The sequence below is a fragment of the Achromobacter pestifer genome (assembly GCF_013267355.1).
GTDB classification, from domain to species: Bacteria; Pseudomonadota; Gammaproteobacteria; order Burkholderiales; family Burkholderiaceae_B; genus Achromobacter; species Achromobacter pestifer_A.
Genome location: NZ_CP053985.1, coordinates 2656067 through 2672013, shown reverse-complemented (window position 1 = coordinate 2672013; position 15947 = coordinate 2656067). Strand labels below are relative to the sequence as shown.

The 15947-nt window shown below is 62.8% G+C and carries 16 protein-coding genes; 11 read left to right on the top strand and 5 right to left on the bottom strand.

The features are described from left to right. Positions 1 to 34 precede the first annotated feature (34 nt). Both FOC84_RS12945 and FOC84_RS12940 read right to left on the bottom strand, forming a co-directional pair. Positions 35 to 1411, bottom strand: coding sequence for a sensor histidine kinase (locus tag FOC84_RS12945; protein WP_254242011.1), 1377 nt, complete (start codon positions 1409 to 1411; stop codon positions 35 to 37). A gap of 97 nt (positions 1412 to 1508) precedes the next feature. Next, positions 1509 to 2186: a response regulator gene (locus FOC84_RS12940; RefSeq protein WP_042795869.1), complete on the bottom strand. Its 678-nt coding sequence runs from the start codon at positions 2184 to 2186 to the stop codon at positions 1509 to 1511. A 489-nt stretch (positions 2187 to 2675) separates the two neighbouring features. Between FOC84_RS12940 and FOC84_RS12935 the strand changes: the two genes are divergently transcribed. Then, the gene (locus FOC84_RS12935; protein ID WP_173144772.1) at positions 2676 to 4043 is read left to right on the top strand and encodes a ClcB-like voltage-gated chloride channel protein; all 1368 of its coding nucleotides are present in this window, start codon (positions 2676 to 2678) and stop codon (positions 4041 to 4043) included. Positions 4044 to 4098: 55 nt separating this feature from the next. Here FOC84_RS12935 and FOC84_RS12930 read toward each other — a convergent pair whose 3' ends face one another. After that, positions 4099 to 4551: a GNAT family N-acetyltransferase gene (locus FOC84_RS12930; protein ID WP_173144771.1), complete on the bottom strand. Its 453-nt coding sequence runs from the start codon at positions 4549 to 4551 to the stop codon at positions 4099 to 4101. Positions 4552 to 4736: 185 nt separating this feature from the next. On the opposite strand from FOC84_RS12930, the gene FOC84_RS12925 reads away from it, so the two are divergent. Then, complete coding sequence (locus tag FOC84_RS12925) at positions 4737 to 5072, top strand: hypothetical protein (protein WP_173144770.1); 336 nt, start codon at positions 4737 to 4739, stop codon at positions 5070 to 5072. A gap of 24 nt (positions 5073 to 5096) precedes the next feature. Here FOC84_RS12925 and FOC84_RS12920 read toward each other — a convergent pair whose 3' ends face one another. Then, positions 5097 to 5654 carry a hypothetical protein gene (locus FOC84_RS12920; RefSeq protein WP_173144769.1) on the bottom strand — a complete coding sequence of 186 codons (558 nt, stop codon included), beginning with the start codon at positions 5652 to 5654 and terminating at the stop codon, positions 5097 to 5099. Positions 5655 to 5696: 42 nt separating this feature from the next. Between FOC84_RS12920 and FOC84_RS12915 the strand changes: the two genes are divergently transcribed. Then, positions 5697 to 6053, top strand: coding sequence for a MarR family transcriptional regulator (locus FOC84_RS12915; RefSeq protein WP_088157094.1), 357 nt, complete (start codon positions 5697 to 5699; stop codon positions 6051 to 6053). Between the two features lie 39 nt (positions 6054 to 6092). Here FOC84_RS12915 and mnmE read toward each other — a convergent pair whose 3' ends face one another. Further along, entirely contained in the window at positions 6093 to 7445 is a 1353-nt protein-coding gene (gene mnmE / locus FOC84_RS12910) for a tRNA uridine-5-carboxymethylaminomethyl(34) synthesis GTPase MnmE (RefSeq protein ID WP_173144768.1), read from the bottom strand. A 115-nt stretch (positions 7446 to 7560) separates the two neighbouring features. Here mnmE and FOC84_RS12905 point away from each other — a divergent pair, with 115 nt between their 5' ends. From FOC84_RS12905 to FOC84_RS12870, 8 genes are all read left to right on the top strand, one after another. Continuing rightward, positions 7561 to 9147: an ABC transporter substrate-binding protein gene (locus FOC84_RS12905; protein WP_173144767.1), complete on the top strand. Its 1587-nt coding sequence runs from the start codon at positions 7561 to 7563 to the stop codon at positions 9145 to 9147. A gap of 7 nt (positions 9148 to 9154) precedes the next feature. Beyond that, positions 9155 to 10129, top strand: a complete 975-nt coding sequence (locus FOC84_RS12900; protein ID WP_173144766.1) for an ABC transporter permease — start codon at positions 9155 to 9157, stop codon at positions 10127 to 10129. After that, entirely contained in the window at positions 10126 to 11046 is a 921-nt protein-coding gene (locus tag FOC84_RS12895) for an ABC transporter permease (protein ID WP_173144765.1), read from the top strand. Before FOC84_RS12900 ends, FOC84_RS12895 begins: the two co-directional genes overlap by 4 nt. A gap of 11 nt (positions 11047 to 11057) precedes the next feature. Further along, complete coding sequence (locus FOC84_RS12890; RefSeq protein ID WP_173144764.1) at positions 11058 to 12065, top strand: ABC transporter ATP-binding protein; 1008 nt, start codon at positions 11058 to 11060, stop codon at positions 12063 to 12065. After that, positions 12062 to 13078: an ABC transporter ATP-binding protein gene (locus FOC84_RS12885; RefSeq protein ID WP_173144763.1), complete on the top strand. Its 1017-nt coding sequence runs from the start codon at positions 12062 to 12064 to the stop codon at positions 13076 to 13078. The genes FOC84_RS12890 and FOC84_RS12885 overlap by 4 nt, the downstream gene beginning before the upstream one ends. 28 nt (positions 13079 to 13106) lie before the next feature. After that, complete coding sequence (locus tag FOC84_RS12880; RefSeq protein WP_173144762.1) at positions 13107 to 14300, top strand: M20 aminoacylase family protein; 1194 nt, start codon at positions 13107 to 13109, stop codon at positions 14298 to 14300. A gap of 364 nt (positions 14301 to 14664) precedes the next feature. After that, positions 14665 to 15060, top strand: a complete 396-nt coding sequence (locus FOC84_RS12875; protein WP_173144761.1) for a RidA family protein — start codon at positions 14665 to 14667, stop codon at positions 15058 to 15060. A gap of 4 nt (positions 15061 to 15064) precedes the next feature. Beyond that, positions 15065 to 15916: a fumarylacetoacetate hydrolase family protein gene (locus FOC84_RS12870; protein WP_173144760.1), complete on the top strand. Its 852-nt coding sequence runs from the start codon at positions 15065 to 15067 to the stop codon at positions 15914 to 15916. Positions 15917 to 15947: the final 31 nt, after the last annotated feature.

Below are 15947 nucleotides of genomic sequence, written 5' to 3'. Positions count from 1 at the left end.
GCAACCGTACAAAAACGAAGCTTTCCAAAAGCTTTCAAATCCCGCTGTTTTCCTGGTGCGCCGCAACATCCTGGCGGTTTTCAAGGGTAAACACCAGCGCCACTCTCAGGCCCGGCAATGGCACCCGATTTTCCAGCACCAGGCGCGCGCCCAGGATCTCGGCGATGGTGCCCACTATCGCCAACCCCAGGCCGGCGCCGGGCTTGTTCTTGCCCGCCGCTCCTCGGCGAAAGCGGACGCCGGCCCGGGCGATGTCTTCGGCGGACATGCCCGGACCGCTGTCTTCGACCATCAGCCTGGCCTGCCCCGCCTCCGCCTGGACCTTCACGGTGACCTCCCCCGCCGGCGAGGTGTAGCGGATGGCGTTGTCGACCAGGTTGCTGACCGCCTCCCTCAGCAGCCAATCCGCCCCCTGGACCACGACCGGCCGGATTTCCGCCTCCAGACCGATGTCGAGCTGGCGCGCGCGGGCGGTGGGAAGCAAGCTGCGGATGACCGCGTCGGCCAGTTCGACCAGGTCCACCGGTTCGGGGCTGAAACCGCCTTCGGCCAGCGAGGCGTCCTTAGCGCGCGCCAGAGCGAGCATTTGGTTGGTGGTGCGTACAGCCCTGTCCAACCCTTCCTGCATCGCCAGAAGGGCTGTACGGACCTCCTGGGGGTCTGTTTCGCGCAGGGCATAGGCCGTCTGGGTCCGCAAAACCGACAAAGGCGTGCGCAACTGATGCGATGCGTCGTCCAGGAACTGGCTTTGGACCCTCGCCTGGGCCGCAAAACGGGCCATGTGGAGGTTTACGGCCGCGACTAGGGGTAGGACCTCACCTGGCATCTCCGAAGCGCTCACGGGGCTTAAATCGTCCGCAGAACGCCCTTCAACTTCCTGACGCAGCCTGGCAAGGGGGCGCAGGGCCATGAAAACCCCCAGGATGATCACCAGGACGCTGATCAGGATCACGGCCAAGTCCCGTTCTACCGAACGCACCAGCACCTGGTGCAGGAAGGCCTGGCGGGTATCCAGGCCTTCGGCTACCTGCACGATAACCCGTCCCCCTTTGTTCGCGTACAGCGGGGGATCCATCGGCCGGGCCAGTGCCGCAACCCGTACGGGCGTGCCCTGGTAGTTGGCATAGAAAAAGCGCGGTTCGCCGGAAACCAGGGGTTCGGCAGGCATGGGCAGGCCAGGATTGCCGATTTCGGCCAGCCCATCCTCGGTGGCGACCCGGTAGAAAACGCTGCCATTGGCCGTCAGCTCGAAAAATTCCAGCATCAGGTATGGCTGCTCCATGGCTAATCCACCGCTGGCTGTGGATATGTTGTGGTCGATGGCGCGCAGCGCTCCGGAAAGCGAACGGTCGTAGGCAATGTCGACCTGGTTGCGCAACTGGTGGTTTGACAGCCACAGGGCGCCCATCATCACGAACACCAGCGTGGGGATCAGCCACCAGAGCAACTGAGTTTTCAGGGTGCGATTGCGCTTTTTCGTCGCGAAAAAACCCTTTTTTTCCGCACTTCTAGTTGTCAACAAGGTTCTCCAGGCAGTAGCCCATGCCCCGCATGGTCACGATCTGCACACCGGTATCCGCCAATTTCTTGCGCAAGCGGTGCACCACGACCTCGATCGCTTCCAGATTGATGTCCGCATCGTCCGTCAGGATGCGGTCCAGGATCTGCTGCTTGTTGATGGGTTCGCCGCTTTTCTGGATCAGCACTCGCAGAACCGAGTGTTCACGTGGGGATAACTGCAAGGGCTGTCCGTCGACCGTGAATTTTTGAGCGGAAGTCTCGAAAACCAGGTTTCCCAGAGTGAGCCGGGGGTGTTCACGCCCGCGGCTGCGCCGGATGAGTGCGATCAATCGCGCTTCCAACTCTTCCACAACAAACGGTTTTGGCAGGAAATCGTCCGCTCCCTGGTGGAGCGTCCCGATTTTTTCGGCCAGCGAATCGCGCGCGGTCAAGACCAGGACCGGCGTACGGTCGTCCCGCGCGCGAATCTTCGCGAGCAAAGCATGGCCATCCATGCCCGGTAGTCCCAGATCGAGGATGACCGCATCGAATTCTTCCATCGCCAGCCTTCTTTCGGCGACCAGCCCGTCATCAGCCCATTCAACGACGAAACCCGCGTGCCTGGCCAGGCTTCTTGAAAGCCAGCGGGCAAGTTCGGCTTCGTCTTCTATCAGGAGGATGCGCATGGACGGAGTCCGGGGGGGGATGGCTGGGCGGAATGGGAGAGCATGTTTGGCTTTTCCTTTTTTTCTCTTTATATAAAGACTAATGATTAATAAGGCCTGTGGATAACTACCTTAACCTTGAAAACCTCTTTTTTTTCATCAGCTTGCGGCCGTTTTTGCCTGTGCAAGAACTCTGTGTGGGAAAAAAGTTGAAGTTGGACAAGATTTTGGACCCTGTCCGAAAACCCTGCTTGTTCAACTTGCCTCCACAAAATGTGCACAAGGCGTCCACTTAGGAGTTATCCACAGCCCCTTTCTGCCGAACCGGTCTCAAAAACGGCACTTTTACCCTGAAAAACGCCTCGCTGCCTACCTGCGTTCTTGCCCTCCAGGAGGCCTTCAGAGGCCCCACAAGGCGCTCACGAAACGGGGGCTTCGAGGGGAGACGCCCAGCCGTTCTTGACTGGGAACTGAACAAAAAGTGAGCAGGTTCCGCCGTAGAATCCGGCCATGGCGACAGAAATCAGAATCAAGAAATCAGGTTGGGCAATCTGGCTGAGAAGCCGTTTGTTGGCGGACAACTTGCCGGCCACGCTCTGTGCGGCAGCGCTGATGGGCCTTTTGGGCGCGCTGGCCACCGTGGTGTTCCGGGAAATGCTGGCCTGGACGCAGATGTTGCTGGGGGGCGAGGACACGCCCCACGGCATGGTGTCCTTGGCGCGGGGGCTGAGTCCCTGGCAACGCTTCCTGATGCCGGCCATAGGCGGCGCCATTGCCGGGGCCATCCTACAAATGGCGACCCGATGGCTGCCCAAGCGCGGCGCGGCGGACTACATGGAGGCGATTTCCATCGGCCGCGGAGTCATCGGCTTTCGCCAGACGGTCGCGCGCAGCCTGTCGTCGATTTTTTCCATCGGCTCCGGCGCCTCCATCGGCCGTGAGGGTCCCATGGTGCAGTTGGCGGCGATGTTGTCATCCCTGACCGGACGTTATCTGGTGCTGCCGCCCCGGCATCTGCGCTTGTTGGTCGCCTGCGGCGCCACGGCGGGGATTACTGCCGCCTACAACGCGCCCATTGCTGGCGCCTTGTTCATTTCCGAGATTGTTTTTGGCGCGATCGCTTCAGCCACGCTGGTGCCGTTGGTCGTATCGTCGGTCGTGGCGAACATTGTGACGCGCCAGATACTGCATTACGACGCGGTTTTTCATATGCCGCCCTTCACTTTCGTGTCCGGCTGGGAGGTCATCAACTACCTGGGACTGGGGGTGATCGCGGGCCTGGCGGCGCCGCAATTCCTGCGCTTTCTCGACACGGCGCGCGCCGCGTTCGGCCGCGTGCCCGCGCCGCTATGGGTGCGCATGGCATTGGGCGGCCTGGTCGTCGGCGCCTTGTCGGTGGTGAATCCCCAGGTCTGGGGCAATGGCTACAGCGTGGTCAATAGCATGCTGCATACGCAATGGGCCTGGCAGGCGGTGGCCGCCATCCTGCTTTTGAAGACGCTGGCCACCGCGGCCAGCGTCGGCTCGGGCGCGGTGGGCGGCGTGTTCACGCCCACGCTGTTCGTGGGGGCGGCGCTGGGCGCCCTGTACGGAACCGGCCTGCAGGCCTTGTTTCCGGCTGGGGATCTGTCGGCGGTATCCAGTTATGCGGTGGTGGGCATGGGGGCCCTGCTGGCTGCCACCACCTATGCGCCATTGATGTCCATCCTGATGATTTTCGAGATGACGCTCAGCTATGAAGTCATGCTGCCGCTGATGCTGGCCTGCATCACGGGCTACGTGATTGCGCATCGCATACGGCCGGACTCGGTGTACGCGAAATCGCTGGCCAGCAACCGGCGCGCGCAGCGCGTCGTCGCCAAGGATCGTGACGAATGACAGGATTTCATTAATACGAATAAATGCTCGTATTAATGAGGAGGGGGAATAGTCCTTAAAAAAGGGCTTTTTTCATGAAGACGCGCTTCAAGCCGATCTCTTCGGCGCGATGGGTTTCCACATAACCGTATCGCTTGTAGATAGCGATGTTCTCGGTCATTTTCTCCTGCGTGTAGAGACGGATGCTGGCATAACCGGCCTGGCGCGCCGCGTTTTCCGCGAATTGCATCAGGTCGCGGCCATAGCCTTTGCCCTGCGCTTGCGGAGCCACCGCAATATTGTCCAGCAACAGGCAATCGGCCTCCCGAATCAGGACCAGCACACCTTGCACGGTATCGCGCACCCGCAGCACATGGACCACGCCTTGTGCGATGCGGGCAGCGTAATCATCGAGCATCGGCCCGGGCGTCGCGCCGATGCGCGCGACATAGTGGCCGTAGGCTTGCGCGACGATCTGCTCAATGTCGGGCAGCTCGTCGAGGGTGGCTAGGCGTATGTCGAGGGGCATGCATGTTCCGGATAGCGTGCCGCCCGGCCTGGGCGGATTGCCCAGGAATATAGGACGTTCGAGCCGTCGTAGGAATATTTGGCTAATTAGTTATAAAATTTATAACTAATAGTTCGCGTACATACCCAGAAGATGATGTGCGATCACCGAAGAAAGTAGTCGAGTGATCCCGCAAAGGAGTGTCAATGGCACCAAATACGTCTTTCCCGGCGAACGGCGCGCCCGACAACCTGTGGAACGAGTATTCAAGGTTCCACGAAGCTTGTTCAGGCGTGTTGGACCGGATCGAGCAGCACAGGGATAGCGGTATTGCCTTGTCGGAGAACGAGTTGTCGGAGTTGAGAACCATGGTGCTCAACCTCAATGCATTCGGCCGGGTGCTGCATGGCAAAAGAGCGCGGGAAATGCGTCAGTTGGCCGAGCGGGCCGAACGGGCATTGGGCGAGGCTGGATCGGCTGCTGCTGCGCGGATCAAGGAAGAGAGCGAGTCCCAAGATAACTCTGCCGCAGTGACGGGCTGAGCCGGCGTGCAGAACCTTGCGTGGTCATGCGTGCCGCCGGCGCAGGATCAAGCGCCCCATCGCACCGACCATCTTGAGCGTGTACAACACGAACAAGGATCCCATAATGTCGCCGGTCAGCATTGCAATGTAGCCATCCGCGAGCGCGGCTCTTTCTCCTTGGAGAAAGAACCAGAGATGGTGAATCGTCGTGTTCATCAGCGCATAGACCACGGCGCAGACCAGCAGGCGCCAGGCGGTAAGGTTGCTCAGGTCCGGCTGCAGCCGCAGTGCCGACCTGGCCCAGCGGTAGGCCAGATAGGGAGCGGCGGCGGCCATGAGGCCGCCGGCCACCGAGCGAAGCATGTCGTCGGGAAAGTAGTAGCAGAAGCAGGCGATCCACGATCCAGCCAACAGCCCCAGCGCCGCCGGCAGGCCAAACAGCAGCGTGCATATCAGGCGCACGCCCGCTGGCAGATAGATCCAGTTGATGCCGCGCACAAACTCAAGGTTGGTAAACACCCATTCATTGACCGCCAGACTGCCCAGGAACAGCACCATCGTCACCAGGGCCCATTTACCCTGATCTAGAATGTTTTCCATACCTCGAATTCCGCCGCTTATCGGTCGCCGCGTCCATTATCCATGAAAGAAAAAAAGAGACCTGCCGACATCTACCTGCGTTTTTTGCGCCTGGCCGACGCGCTGCGCGGCCTGCCTGCGCTGCCGTCGCTCGATCCCATGGAAGAACGCATCCTTACGCTGATCGCGCGCGCATCGCAGGAACAGCGCCGCTTGTCCGTGCGCGACGTGATGGCGGTCGATAGCATCGGTTCGCCGGCCACCCTGCACGCCCGCTTGAAATCCATGCGGGAGAAAGGCTGGGTATTGCTGGTCGATACCGAGGATGCGCGGCGCAAGCAGGTCGAACTCAGCCAGGCCGCGCTGTCGCATTTCGACCGGCTGTCCGAATGCCTGGTGGAAGCGGCGCGCAAGCACTGAGTAGCAGGGCCGCGGCGCCGAAACACGCGGGAGTTCGGGTTATTTCCCGATACAGAAGCTAGAGAAAATCTCGCCCAGCAGATCGTCGCTGGTGAACTTGCCCGTGATGCTGGACAGGCTGTCGTGAGCCAGCCGCAGTTCTTCCGCAAACAGATCCAGCACCCGGTCGTCCTGTTCAGCATGCGCGCCGGCTAGCTCCAGGTGCTCCGCCGCATCTTGCAGGGCGTGCAGATGCCGTTCGCGCGCCAGCCACGGAGATTCGCCTCCGGGATTCCAGCCCGCGATGCGCAGCAATTCAGCGCGCAGTTCGTCCAGGCCCGCGCCGCGCTTGGCCGAGATGCCGAGTTCCTGAGGGCCGGGCGAAAAGGGTGTGGATAACAAGTCCACCTTGTTGAAAACCTTGAGCACCGGCGTGCGCGGCGGCAGGCGCGCGGTGATCTGGGCATCCAGTTCGTCGCCGGGCTGGGTGGCGTCCTGCAGATGCAGGATCACGTCGGCGCGTTCGATTTCCTGCCAGGTGCGCGCAATGCCTATGCTCTCCACCGTGTCCTCGGTTTCCCGGAGGCCGGCCGTGTCGACGATGTGCAGCGGCACGCCGTCGATGTGGATTTCCTGCACCACCTTGTCGCGGGTGGTGCCCGCGATCGGAGTGACGATGGCGATGTCGTCGCCGGCCAGCGCGTTGAGCAAGCTGGACTTGCCCACGTTGGGTTGCCCGGCCAGTACCACGTGCAGGCCTTCGCGCAGGATCACGCCCTGCCGCGCCTGCGCGATCAGCTTGGCGAGGTCCGCGGTCAGCGCGGCCAGGGTCGGGCGGGCTTGATACTTTTCGAGGAAGTCGATTTCTTCCTCGGGGAAATCCAGGGTCGCCTCGACCAGCATACGCAAATGGATGATGCGGTCCGACAGGTCATTCACGCGTGCGGAAAAGTCGCCCGACAGCGACGCCATGGCGCCGCGCGCGGCGGCTACCGACGAGGCCTCGATCAAATCGGCTACGGCTTCGGCCTGAGCCAGGTCCATGCGGTCGTTGAGGAAGGCGCGGCGCGTGAATTCGCCCGGTTCGGCCAACCGGATGCCCAGGTCGCGGCCGGCGGCCAGACAGCTTTCCAGCACGCGGCGCAGCACTGCGGGGCCGCCATGCCCTTGCAGTTCGAGCACGTCTTCGCCGGTATAGGAATGCGGCGCGCGGAAATAGATGGCGATGCCTTCGTCCAGCAATTCGCCCGTACCGGACTTGAACGGCAGGTAGTGCGCATGACGCGGCGTGAGTTCGCGTTGGAACAGGCGGCGCACGAGTTCGGACAGGTTCGTGCCGGAGATGCGGACGACGCCGATACCGCCTCTTCCGGGGGCGGTTGCAATGGCGGCGATGGGGGCGTAGGCGGACATATTTCGGGCAAGGCAAGGCGAGAACAATAAGGGAATATAACTGTTGCGCCGTCCCTTGTTTGCTGGTTAATGTGGCCCGGAGGTTCAAAACCCGAAACAATCCAGGGAGATCACAATGGCATCTCGGTTTTCGCGTGTCTTGGCCTGCGGCTCAGCCGCGGTGATATTGGCCTTTGGCACCTTCAGTTCGGCCATGGCCCGCGATCTGGTGATCGCCTTGAAGACCGAACCCTCCTCGATGGATCCGCAGTATCACGCACTCACGCCCAATACGCAGATCTCCCAGACCATATTCGATACGCTGGTTGCCACCGACGCGCAGCTCAAGCCGCAGCCCGCGCTGGCCGAGTCCTGGACCGTGGACGGCAAGGTGTGGACCTTCAAGCTGCGCCCCAATGTGAAGTTCTCCGATGGCACGCCGTTCACCGCGGAAGACGTGGTCTTCACTTATGCGCGCGTGCCCAAGGTGCCCAACAGTCCTTCGCCGTTCACGCTGTATCTGGGTTCGGTCGAGAAGACCGAGGCGATCGATCCCAGCACCGTGCGCATCACCACCAAGGACGTGGCGCCGAACCTGCTGGTCAATCTAGCGCAACTGCCCATCATGTCCAAGAAGGCGGCCTCCGGCCCTGCGGCTGAGGGCAAGACCACTACCGAACTCAATAGCGGCGACGGCCTGATCGGCACCGGTCCCTACAAGTTCGTGTCATGGAAGCGCGGCGCCGAATTCGTGCTGGCACGCAACGACAACTATTGGGGCAAGAAGCCCGAATGGGATCGCGTGGTCTACCGTCCCATCAGCAATGCAGCCGCGCGCGTGGCCGCGCTGCTTGCCGGCGACGTCGACATGATCGAGGATCCCCCGACCGACGACCTGCCCAAGCTGAAGGGCGACAAGAAGCTGTATGTGGAGGAAACGCCGTCGGTACGCGTCGTGTACTTGGCGCTGGACCAGTTCGCCGAGCCCTCGCCTGGCGTGCAGGGCACCGAGAAGAACCCCATGAAGGACAAGCGCGTGCGCGAGGCGCTGTCGCTGGCCATCAACCGCGATGCGCTGGTCGAGCGCGTGATGGGCGGCGTGGCGCTGCCCGCGGGCAATCTGCTGCCCTACCCCATGTTCGGTTCCAGCAAGGAGCATTCCAAGGCCCCCAAGGCCAATGTGGAAAAGGCCAAGGCCCTGCTGAAGGAAGCGGGCTATCCCAACGGATTCTCCATCACGCTGGGTTCGCCGTCGGGACGCTATGTGAACGATTCGAAGGTGGCGCAGGCGATCGCGTCGATGTGGACCCGCATCGGCGTGAAGACCAGCGTGGATGCGATGGCGCCCCCGGTGTTCTTCAAGAACCGCGACAGCTATGCGTTCTCGGCCTATCTGGCGGGCTGGTCCGTGACCAGCGGCGAGATGTCCAACGCGTTGACCTCGCTGCTGGTGACGCGCAATCCCGAAGCGGGATTGGGCACCACCAACCGCAGCCGTTACTCCAACCCCAAGATGGATGCGCTGGTGAAGGAAGCCTCGTCGACCATGGACGACGCCAAGCGTGCGGACCTGTTGTCCAAGGCCAGCAACATCGCCATGGATGACTACGCCATGCTGCCTGTGCACTTCGAGCTGTCGGTATGGGCAATGAAGAACGACATCCGCTATCAGGGCCGGCCAGACCAGGTCACGCTCGCACAGTTTGCAACGCTGAAGAAGTAAGGCGCTAGTGCTTGCAACGATCGTAAGAAGGCTGCTGCAGACCATCGTCGTCATGCTCGTCATGTCGGCGTTGGTCTTTGCCGGCATCTACATGGTAGGCGACCCGGTGTCGATGCTGGCCAGCCCCGAAGCCACCGAGGCGCAGCGCGCCGCGGTACGCGCATCGCTGGGCCTGGATCTGCCGCTATGGCGGCAGTACCTGATATTCATGGGTCAGGCGGTGCGTGGCGATTTCGGCAACAGCTTCCTGACGGGCGAACCTGCCATGAAGCTGATCCTGGAGCGCATGCCGGCCACGGTGGAGCTGGCCTGTGTGGCCATGCTGCTGTCGGTGCTTATCGGCGTGCCGCTGGGCATCCTGGCGGGACTCAAGCCCAAGGCGGTGGGTTCGCGCGCCATCATGACGGGCTCGGTGCTGGGCTTCTCTCTGCCCAACTTCTGGGTCGGCCTGATGCTCATCATGGTGTTCGCCGTGATACTGGGTTGGGTGCCGGCGGGCGGGCGCGGCCAGACCGTCAGCATCGGCTCGCTGCAGTTGAGCGTACTGACCTTCGACGGCTGGCTGAGCCTGGCTTTGCCCGCGGCCACGATCGCCCTCGCCAAGTGCGCGATGATCATCCGCGTGACGCGCGCCGCCACGCGCGAAGCCCTGCCCATGGACTACATCAAGTTCGCGCGCGCCAAGGGCCTGTCTGAAAAGCGTGTGTTGGGCGTGCATCTGCTCAAGAACATCCTGATTCCCGTGGTGACGGTGGCGGGCCTGGAATTCGGCCAGGTGATGGCCTTCGCGGTCGTGACGGAAACTGTGTTTTCCTGGCCGGGCATGGGCAAGCTGCTGATCGATTCCATCATCAATCTGGATCGTCCGGTGGTGGTGGCGTATCTGCTGTTGATTGTGTTCTTCCTGGTCATGTTGAATCTGGTGGTGGACATCATCTACACGGTGCTGGACCCCCGCGTACGCTTGGATAGCCGCCGATGAACACACCCTCCACCGCCGCCGCGCCGCCGGTTCAGGCCAAGGAGCAAACGCCCTGGCGCCGCTTCCTGTCGGATTTTTTTGCCAGCAAGCTGGCCACGCTGGGCCTGATCATGCTGGTCCTGATCGTGGGCGCCGCGCTGCTTGCGCCATGGATCGCGCCGCAGAATCCCTATGACCTGGCGACGCTGGACATCATGGATTCCAAGCTCAAGCCGGGCAGCGAAAGCGGCGACGGCAGCATGCGCTATTGGCTGGGCACCGATGGCCTGGCGCGCGACCTGTTTTCGGCCATTCTGTACGGCATGCGCACCAGCCTGCTGGTGGCCAGCGTGTCGGTGCTGGCGGCCTTCGGCATCGGCGCCACGGTGGGCCTGGTGGCGGCCTATTTCGGCGGCCGCATCGACGCCTTGCTGATGCGGGTTGTGGATATCCAGTTGTCGTTCCCGGCCATCCTGGTTGCGCTGATGTTGCTGGCGATTCTGGGCAAGGGTGTGGATAAGGTGATCATCGCGCTGATCGTGGTGCAGTGGGCGTATTTCGCGCGTGCCGCGCGCGGTGCGGCGCTGGTCGAGCGTGGCAAGGAATACGTGGAAGCGGCGCGTTGCATGTCGCTGTCCTGGGGGCGCGTGCTGTTTCGCCATGTGCTGCCCAACTGTATGCCGCCGCTGATCGTGATCGCCACCATTGACCTGGCGCACGCCATCGCGCTGGAGGCCACCTTGTCGTTTCTGGGCGTGGGCGTGCCGGTCACCGAGCCATCGCTGGGCATGCTGATCTACAACGGCTTCGAGTACCTGCTGTCCGGCCAGTACTGGATTTCCTTCTTTCCCGGCATTGCGCTGGCGCTGGCCATCATCGCCATCAACCTGGTGGGCGACCATCTGCGCGATGTACTCAACCCGCGCCACGCGAATTGAGGGCGGGCGCAATGCAGACACCTGTGGAAAAGTCCTTGGCGGCGCCCACGCCCATCCTTGAGGTGCACGGCCTGAAGACGCACTTCCACACGCGCAACGGCGTGGTGAAGGCGGTGGACGGCGTGGACCTGATGCTGGCCGAAGGCGAGATCCTGGGGCTGGTGGGCGAATCGGGATCTGGCAAGAGCATCACCGGCTTTTCGCTGATGGGTTTGCTGGATGAGCCGGGTCGCATCGTCGACGGCACCTTGCGGTTCAACGGCGAGGACCTGCGCGGCGCGACGCCCGCGCGCTGGCGCGAGCTCAGGGGCCAGGAGATTGCGATGATCTTCCAGGATCCCATGATGACCCTGAATCCGGTGCTGCGCGTCGATACGCAAATGATCGAGGCGGTGCAGGCGCACAGCAAGGTATCGCGCGAGCAGGCCCGCCAGCGCGCCTTGCAGACGCTCGCCATGGTGGGCATCCCCTCGCCCGAGGAGCGCCTGCGCACCTATCCGCACCAGTTGTCCGGCGGCATGCGGCAGCGCGTGGCGATTGCGATCGCGCTGCTGAATTCGCCGCGCCTGATCATCGCGGACGAGCCCACCACGGCGCTGGATGTGACCATACAAGGGCAGATCCTGTTCGAAGTGCAGAAGCTGTGCCGCGAGACCGGCACCGCGCTGATCTGGATCACGCACGACCTTGCCGTGGTGGCGGGTCTGGCGGATCGCGTGTCGGTCATGTATGCGGGGCGCGTGGTGGAAACCGGCACCACGCAGGCCGTCATCAGCCATCCCATGCATCCTTACACGCATGGCCTGATCGCGTCCATTCCCACGCCCGAATCCCGCGGCAGGCCGCTGGTCCCGATTCCCGGCATGACGCCGTCGCTGCTCAACCTGCCGCAAGGCTGTGCGTTCCGCGGGCGCTGTCCGCGCGCCACCGACGCCTGTCTGGTCGAGCCGCAGCCCGTGGAGGTGCGCCCGGCGCAATGGGTGCGTTGCTGGCATGCTGGAGGACCAGACACCAAATGAACGTCGCAGAACGTGATCCCGCCGTCCCCATCCTGTCGCTGCGCGAGGTCGAACTGCGCTTCGTGCAGCCCGTGGATCTGGCAGGCCGTATCGCCAACCTGCTGGGCGCGGGGTTGAAGACGCAGGTCGTGCATGCGGTGGCGGGCGTCTCCCTGGATGTGCGGGCGGGCGAAGTGATAGGCATCGTGGGCGAATCGGGCTGTGGAAAATCCACCTTGGGCCGCATTGTGTCTGGCATCCTGCCGCCGACGGCGGGCGACGTCGGCTACAAGGGCCGCGCCGTGAAGGCCATGTCGGGTCCCGAGCGGCGCGCCTATGAGCTGGGCGTGCAGATGATCTTCCAGGATCCCTATGCCTCGCTGAACCCGCGCATGCGCGTGCGCGAAATCATCGGCGAGGCGCCCGTGGCGCATGGTCTGGTCCGCGCGCGCGACAAGGCGGACTACGTAGCCGAGCTGATGCGCCAGGTGGGGCTGGATCCGGCTTTTGCACAGCGTTATCCCCACCAATTCTCTGGCGGCCAGAGGCAGCGCGTAGGCATTGCGCGGGCCCTGGCGCTCAAGCCTTCTGTCATCGTTTGCGACGAGGCGGTCGCCGCGCTGGACGTGTCGATCCAGGCCCAGGTGCTTAATCTGTTCGAACGGTTGCGCGCGGACCTGGACCTGACCTATCTTTTCATCAGCCATAACCTCAGCGTGGTGAGCCACATATCGGACCGCGTGGCCATTATGTACCTGGGCCGCGTGGTGGAGCTGGCGCCCACCGATACGGTTTTCCAGCGCGCCAACCATCCGTATACGCAGGCCTTGCTGAAGGAACTGCCGACGTTGCAGCCAGGGCGGCGCACCTACCAGCCCATCAAGGGCGAACTGCCGTCGCCGCTGGACCCGCCGACGGGCTGCGCCTTCCACCCGCGTTGCCCGCACGCGATGCCGCGCTGCAAGGCGGAGCGGCCGCTGCTGCGCGAAGTTGCCCCGGGCCAGTTCAGCGCCTGCCATCTGAACGATATGTGAATTCAACTCTTACGCTTTATCCACAGCCATGAAAACCATAGACGAAATCGAACGCGCCCACGGCGACCTCACCGCATTGCGACGGGATATCCACGCGCATCCGGAACTCGCTTTCCAGGAAACCCGCACGTCCGCGCTGGTGGCGGAGCGCTTGCGCGGCTGGGGCCTGGAAGTCCACACCGGGCTGGGGAAAACCGGTGTGGTGGGCATATTGCGCGGTGGCAGCGGCAAGAAGACCATCGGCCTGCGCGCTGACATGGACGCGCTGCCCATGCCCGAGCACAATCGCTTTGCGCACAAGTCCACCATCAGCGGACGCATGCATGGCTGTGGCCATGACGGACACACGACGATGCTGCTGGGGGCGGCGCAGTACTTGTCCACACATCGCGATTTCGACGGCACGGTGGTGTTCATCTTCCAGCCGGCCGAGGAAGGCGGCAACGCCGGCGCACGCGCCATGATGCAGGACGGCCTGTTCGAGAAATTCCCCTGCGACGCGGTGTTCGGCATCCACAACATGCCCGGCATGCCGGTCAACCAGTTCGGTTTCCGTGCGGGACCGACCATGGCGTCCAGCAACCGCTGGGACATCGTCATCAAGGGCGTGGGCGGCCATGCGGCGCAGCCGCATGCATCGGTGGACCCCATCATCGTCGCGGCCGACATGGTGCATGCCCTGCAGACGGTGATCTCGCGCAGCAAGAATCCGCTGGACCAGGCCGTGCTGTCGATCACGCAGATTCACGCGGGCGACGCCTACAACGTGATCCCTGGCGAAGCCGTGCTGCGCGGCACCGTGCGCACTTATTCGGTGGAGACCCTGGACAAGATCGAGGCCGACATGCGCCGCATCGCGACCACCCTGCCGCAGGTCTACGGCGGCACGGGCGAACTGGATTTCGTGCGCGCGTATCCCCCGCTGGTGAACTGGGAAAAGGAAACCGCTTTCGCCGCGCAGGTCGCCGAAGACGCGTTTGGCGCCGAAAATGTGCAGCGCGAGATGCCGCCTTTCATGGGGGCGGAGGACTTCTCGTTCTTCCTGGAAGCGGTTCCGGGAACCTATCTGTTCCTGGGCAATGGCGACGGCGACCATCGCATGGAAACCTATCACGGCATGGGTCCGTGCCAGCTGCACAACCCCAATTACGACTTCAACGACGCCCTATTGCCGGTAGGCGCAACTTATTGGGTGAAACTGGTGCAGGCGTTTTTGTCGTAGTCTTGAGTCACGCAAGTCATTGATTTAAAAGGCGCGGGCTCGCAACGGCCCGCGCCTTTTTTCGTTGCGGGATCTAGTTGTGCACAGGCTATCCACCTGCTATTCACCGTCTATCCACCGGGATATCCCCCGACAATCCACCGCTTTTCCCTGGCTTGCCACCAGGCTTATCCCAAGACTTATCCACAGGCTTGGCTGGGGCGATTTGCCGGCGTAGCGCTCTCGTTCCCAGGGTAAATGCGTATGCCTGCGTGGCCGGCTCGGCCTTGACGCGTTCGGGTCTATCGGCCTAGCATTGATATAACTGTGAAATATCACTGTTATTTTAAATGGCAGTTCCGCCCTTACCTCAACAGGAAATCCCATGGTCCAGAAAGTTCGCATCACCAGCCCCCACGTCGCCGAAGCCGAGCCCGGCCTGTGGTCCAACTGCCTGCGCGTGAAAGATTCGGTTTATCTGTCTGGGCTGACCGCCCGCGCCAACGACGGCAGCACCATCCAGGGCGCCAATGCCTATGAACAGGCACAGGTCATTTTTGCGAAGATGAAGCATCTGCTGGAAGCCGCAGGCGGCCAGATCGACGACATGGTCACCATGACGATCTTCCTGACCAATATGGGGGACAACCAGCAGGTGTGGAAGGCGCGCCGCGAATTCTTCAGCGGCGATTTTCCCGCCTGCGCGCTGGTGCAGGTATCCGCCTTGGCCAAGCCCGAGATCCTGGTGGAAATCCAGGGCCAGGCCCGTCTTGCGGACTGACACCATGAAAATCGTTCGCTATGCCAGCGAATCCGGCCCGGTATTGGGCCGGCTGGACGGCCAGACCATCACGCCCTTTCAGGGCGTGGCTGACGTACAGGCGCTGCTGAGCAATGTCGCGCAGGCCAGCGGCGCGGCCGTGCCGCTGGATTCGGTGCGCCTGCTCGCCCCCATCGTGCCGCAGCGCAATGTGTTCTGCGTGGGCTGGAACTACCTGAAGCACTACGACGAAAGCAAAGGCAAGCGCGAAGGGCAGGAGGTCGAGCTGCCGGATCGCCCCACCTTCTTCAGCAAACTGCCCACCACGGTTGCGGGTCCGCATGACAGCGTGCCCCTGCATGAAGCCTATACGGCCAAGCTGGACTGGGAGGTCGAGCTGGCCGTGGTGATCGGCACGGAGGGACGCGATATCGCCGAAGCCGATGCCCTAGGCCACGTGTTCGGCTACACGATCGCCAATGACCTCAGCGCGCGCGATCTGCAACGCGCGCATGGCGCGCAATGGTTCAAGGGCAAGAGCCTGGATGCGACCTGCCCGATGGGGCCGGTGCTGGTCACCGCGGACGAAATCGGCGATCCGCAGAATCTCGCCCTGGGTTGCGACGTCAATGGCGCGCGCATGCAGGTGGGCCACACCCGCAACCAGATCTTCAGCGTGGCGCGCGTGATCGCGGAGCTGTCGCAGGGACTGACCTTGCTACCCGGCGACGTCATCCTGACCGGCACGCCGGAGGGCATAGGCGCGGCCCGCCAGCCCCCCGTGTTCCTGGTCGACGGCGATGTCGTGGAATGTTGGGTGGACGGCATAGGCGCATTGCGCAACGTTGTGCGTGCAGGCCTGTGCTACGCGGAATAAGCCGCCTGGCGTGCGGCACCGATGACAAATC

Bases quoted from the DNA above. Each gene is read 5' to 3' on its own strand.
- FOC84_RS12930 (WP_173144771.1), bottom strand. From the start codon at position 4,551: ATGCCCCTCGACATACGCCTAGCCACCCTCGACGAGCTGCCCGACATT.
- FOC84_RS12880 (WP_173144762.1), top strand. From the start codon at position 13,107: ATGAAAACCATAGACGAAATCGAACGCGCCCACGGCGACCTCACCGCA.
- FOC84_RS12870 (WP_173144760.1), top strand. From the start codon at position 15,065: ATGAAAATCGTTCGCTATGCCAGCGAATCCGGCCCGGTATTGGGCCGG.
- FOC84_RS12885 (WP_173144763.1), top strand. From the start codon at position 12,062: ATGAACGTCGCAGAACGTGATCCCGCCGTCCCCATCCTGTCGCTGCGC.
- FOC84_RS12945 (WP_254242011.1), bottom strand. From the start codon at position 1,411: ATGATGGGCGCCCTGTGGCTGTCAAACCACCAGTTGCGCAACCAGGTC.
- FOC84_RS12890 (WP_173144764.1), top strand. From the start codon at position 11,058: ATGCAGACACCTGTGGAAAAGTCCTTGGCGGCGCCCACGCCCATCCTT.
- FOC84_RS12925 (WP_173144770.1), top strand. From the start codon at position 4,737: ATGGCACCAAATACGTCTTTCCCGGCGAACGGCGCGCCCGACAACCTG.
- mnmE (WP_173144768.1), bottom strand. From the start codon at position 7,445: ATGTCCGCCTACGCCCCCATCGCCGCCATTGCAACCGCCCCCGGAAGA.
- FOC84_RS12920 (WP_173144769.1), bottom strand. From the start codon at position 5,654: ATGGAAAACATTCTAGATCAGGGTAAATGGGCCCTGGTGACGATGGTG.
- FOC84_RS12875 (WP_173144761.1), top strand. From the start codon at position 14,665: ATGGTCCAGAAAGTTCGCATCACCAGCCCCCACGTCGCCGAAGCCGAG.
- FOC84_RS12940 (WP_042795869.1), bottom strand. From the start codon at position 2,186: ATGCGCATCCTCCTGATAGAAGACGAAGCCGAACTTGCCCGCTGGCTT.
- FOC84_RS12895 (WP_173144765.1), top strand. From the start codon at position 10,126: ATGAACACACCCTCCACCGCCGCCGCGCCGCCGGTTCAGGCCAAGGAG.
- FOC84_RS12905 (WP_173144767.1), top strand. From the start codon at position 7,561: ATGGCATCTCGGTTTTCGCGTGTCTTGGCCTGCGGCTCAGCCGCGGTG.
- FOC84_RS12915 (WP_088157094.1), top strand. From the start codon at position 5,697: ATGAAAGAAAAAAAGAGACCTGCCGACATCTACCTGCGTTTTTTGCGC.
- FOC84_RS12935 (WP_173144772.1), top strand. From the start codon at position 2,676: ATGGCGACAGAAATCAGAATCAAGAAATCAGGTTGGGCAATCTGGCTG.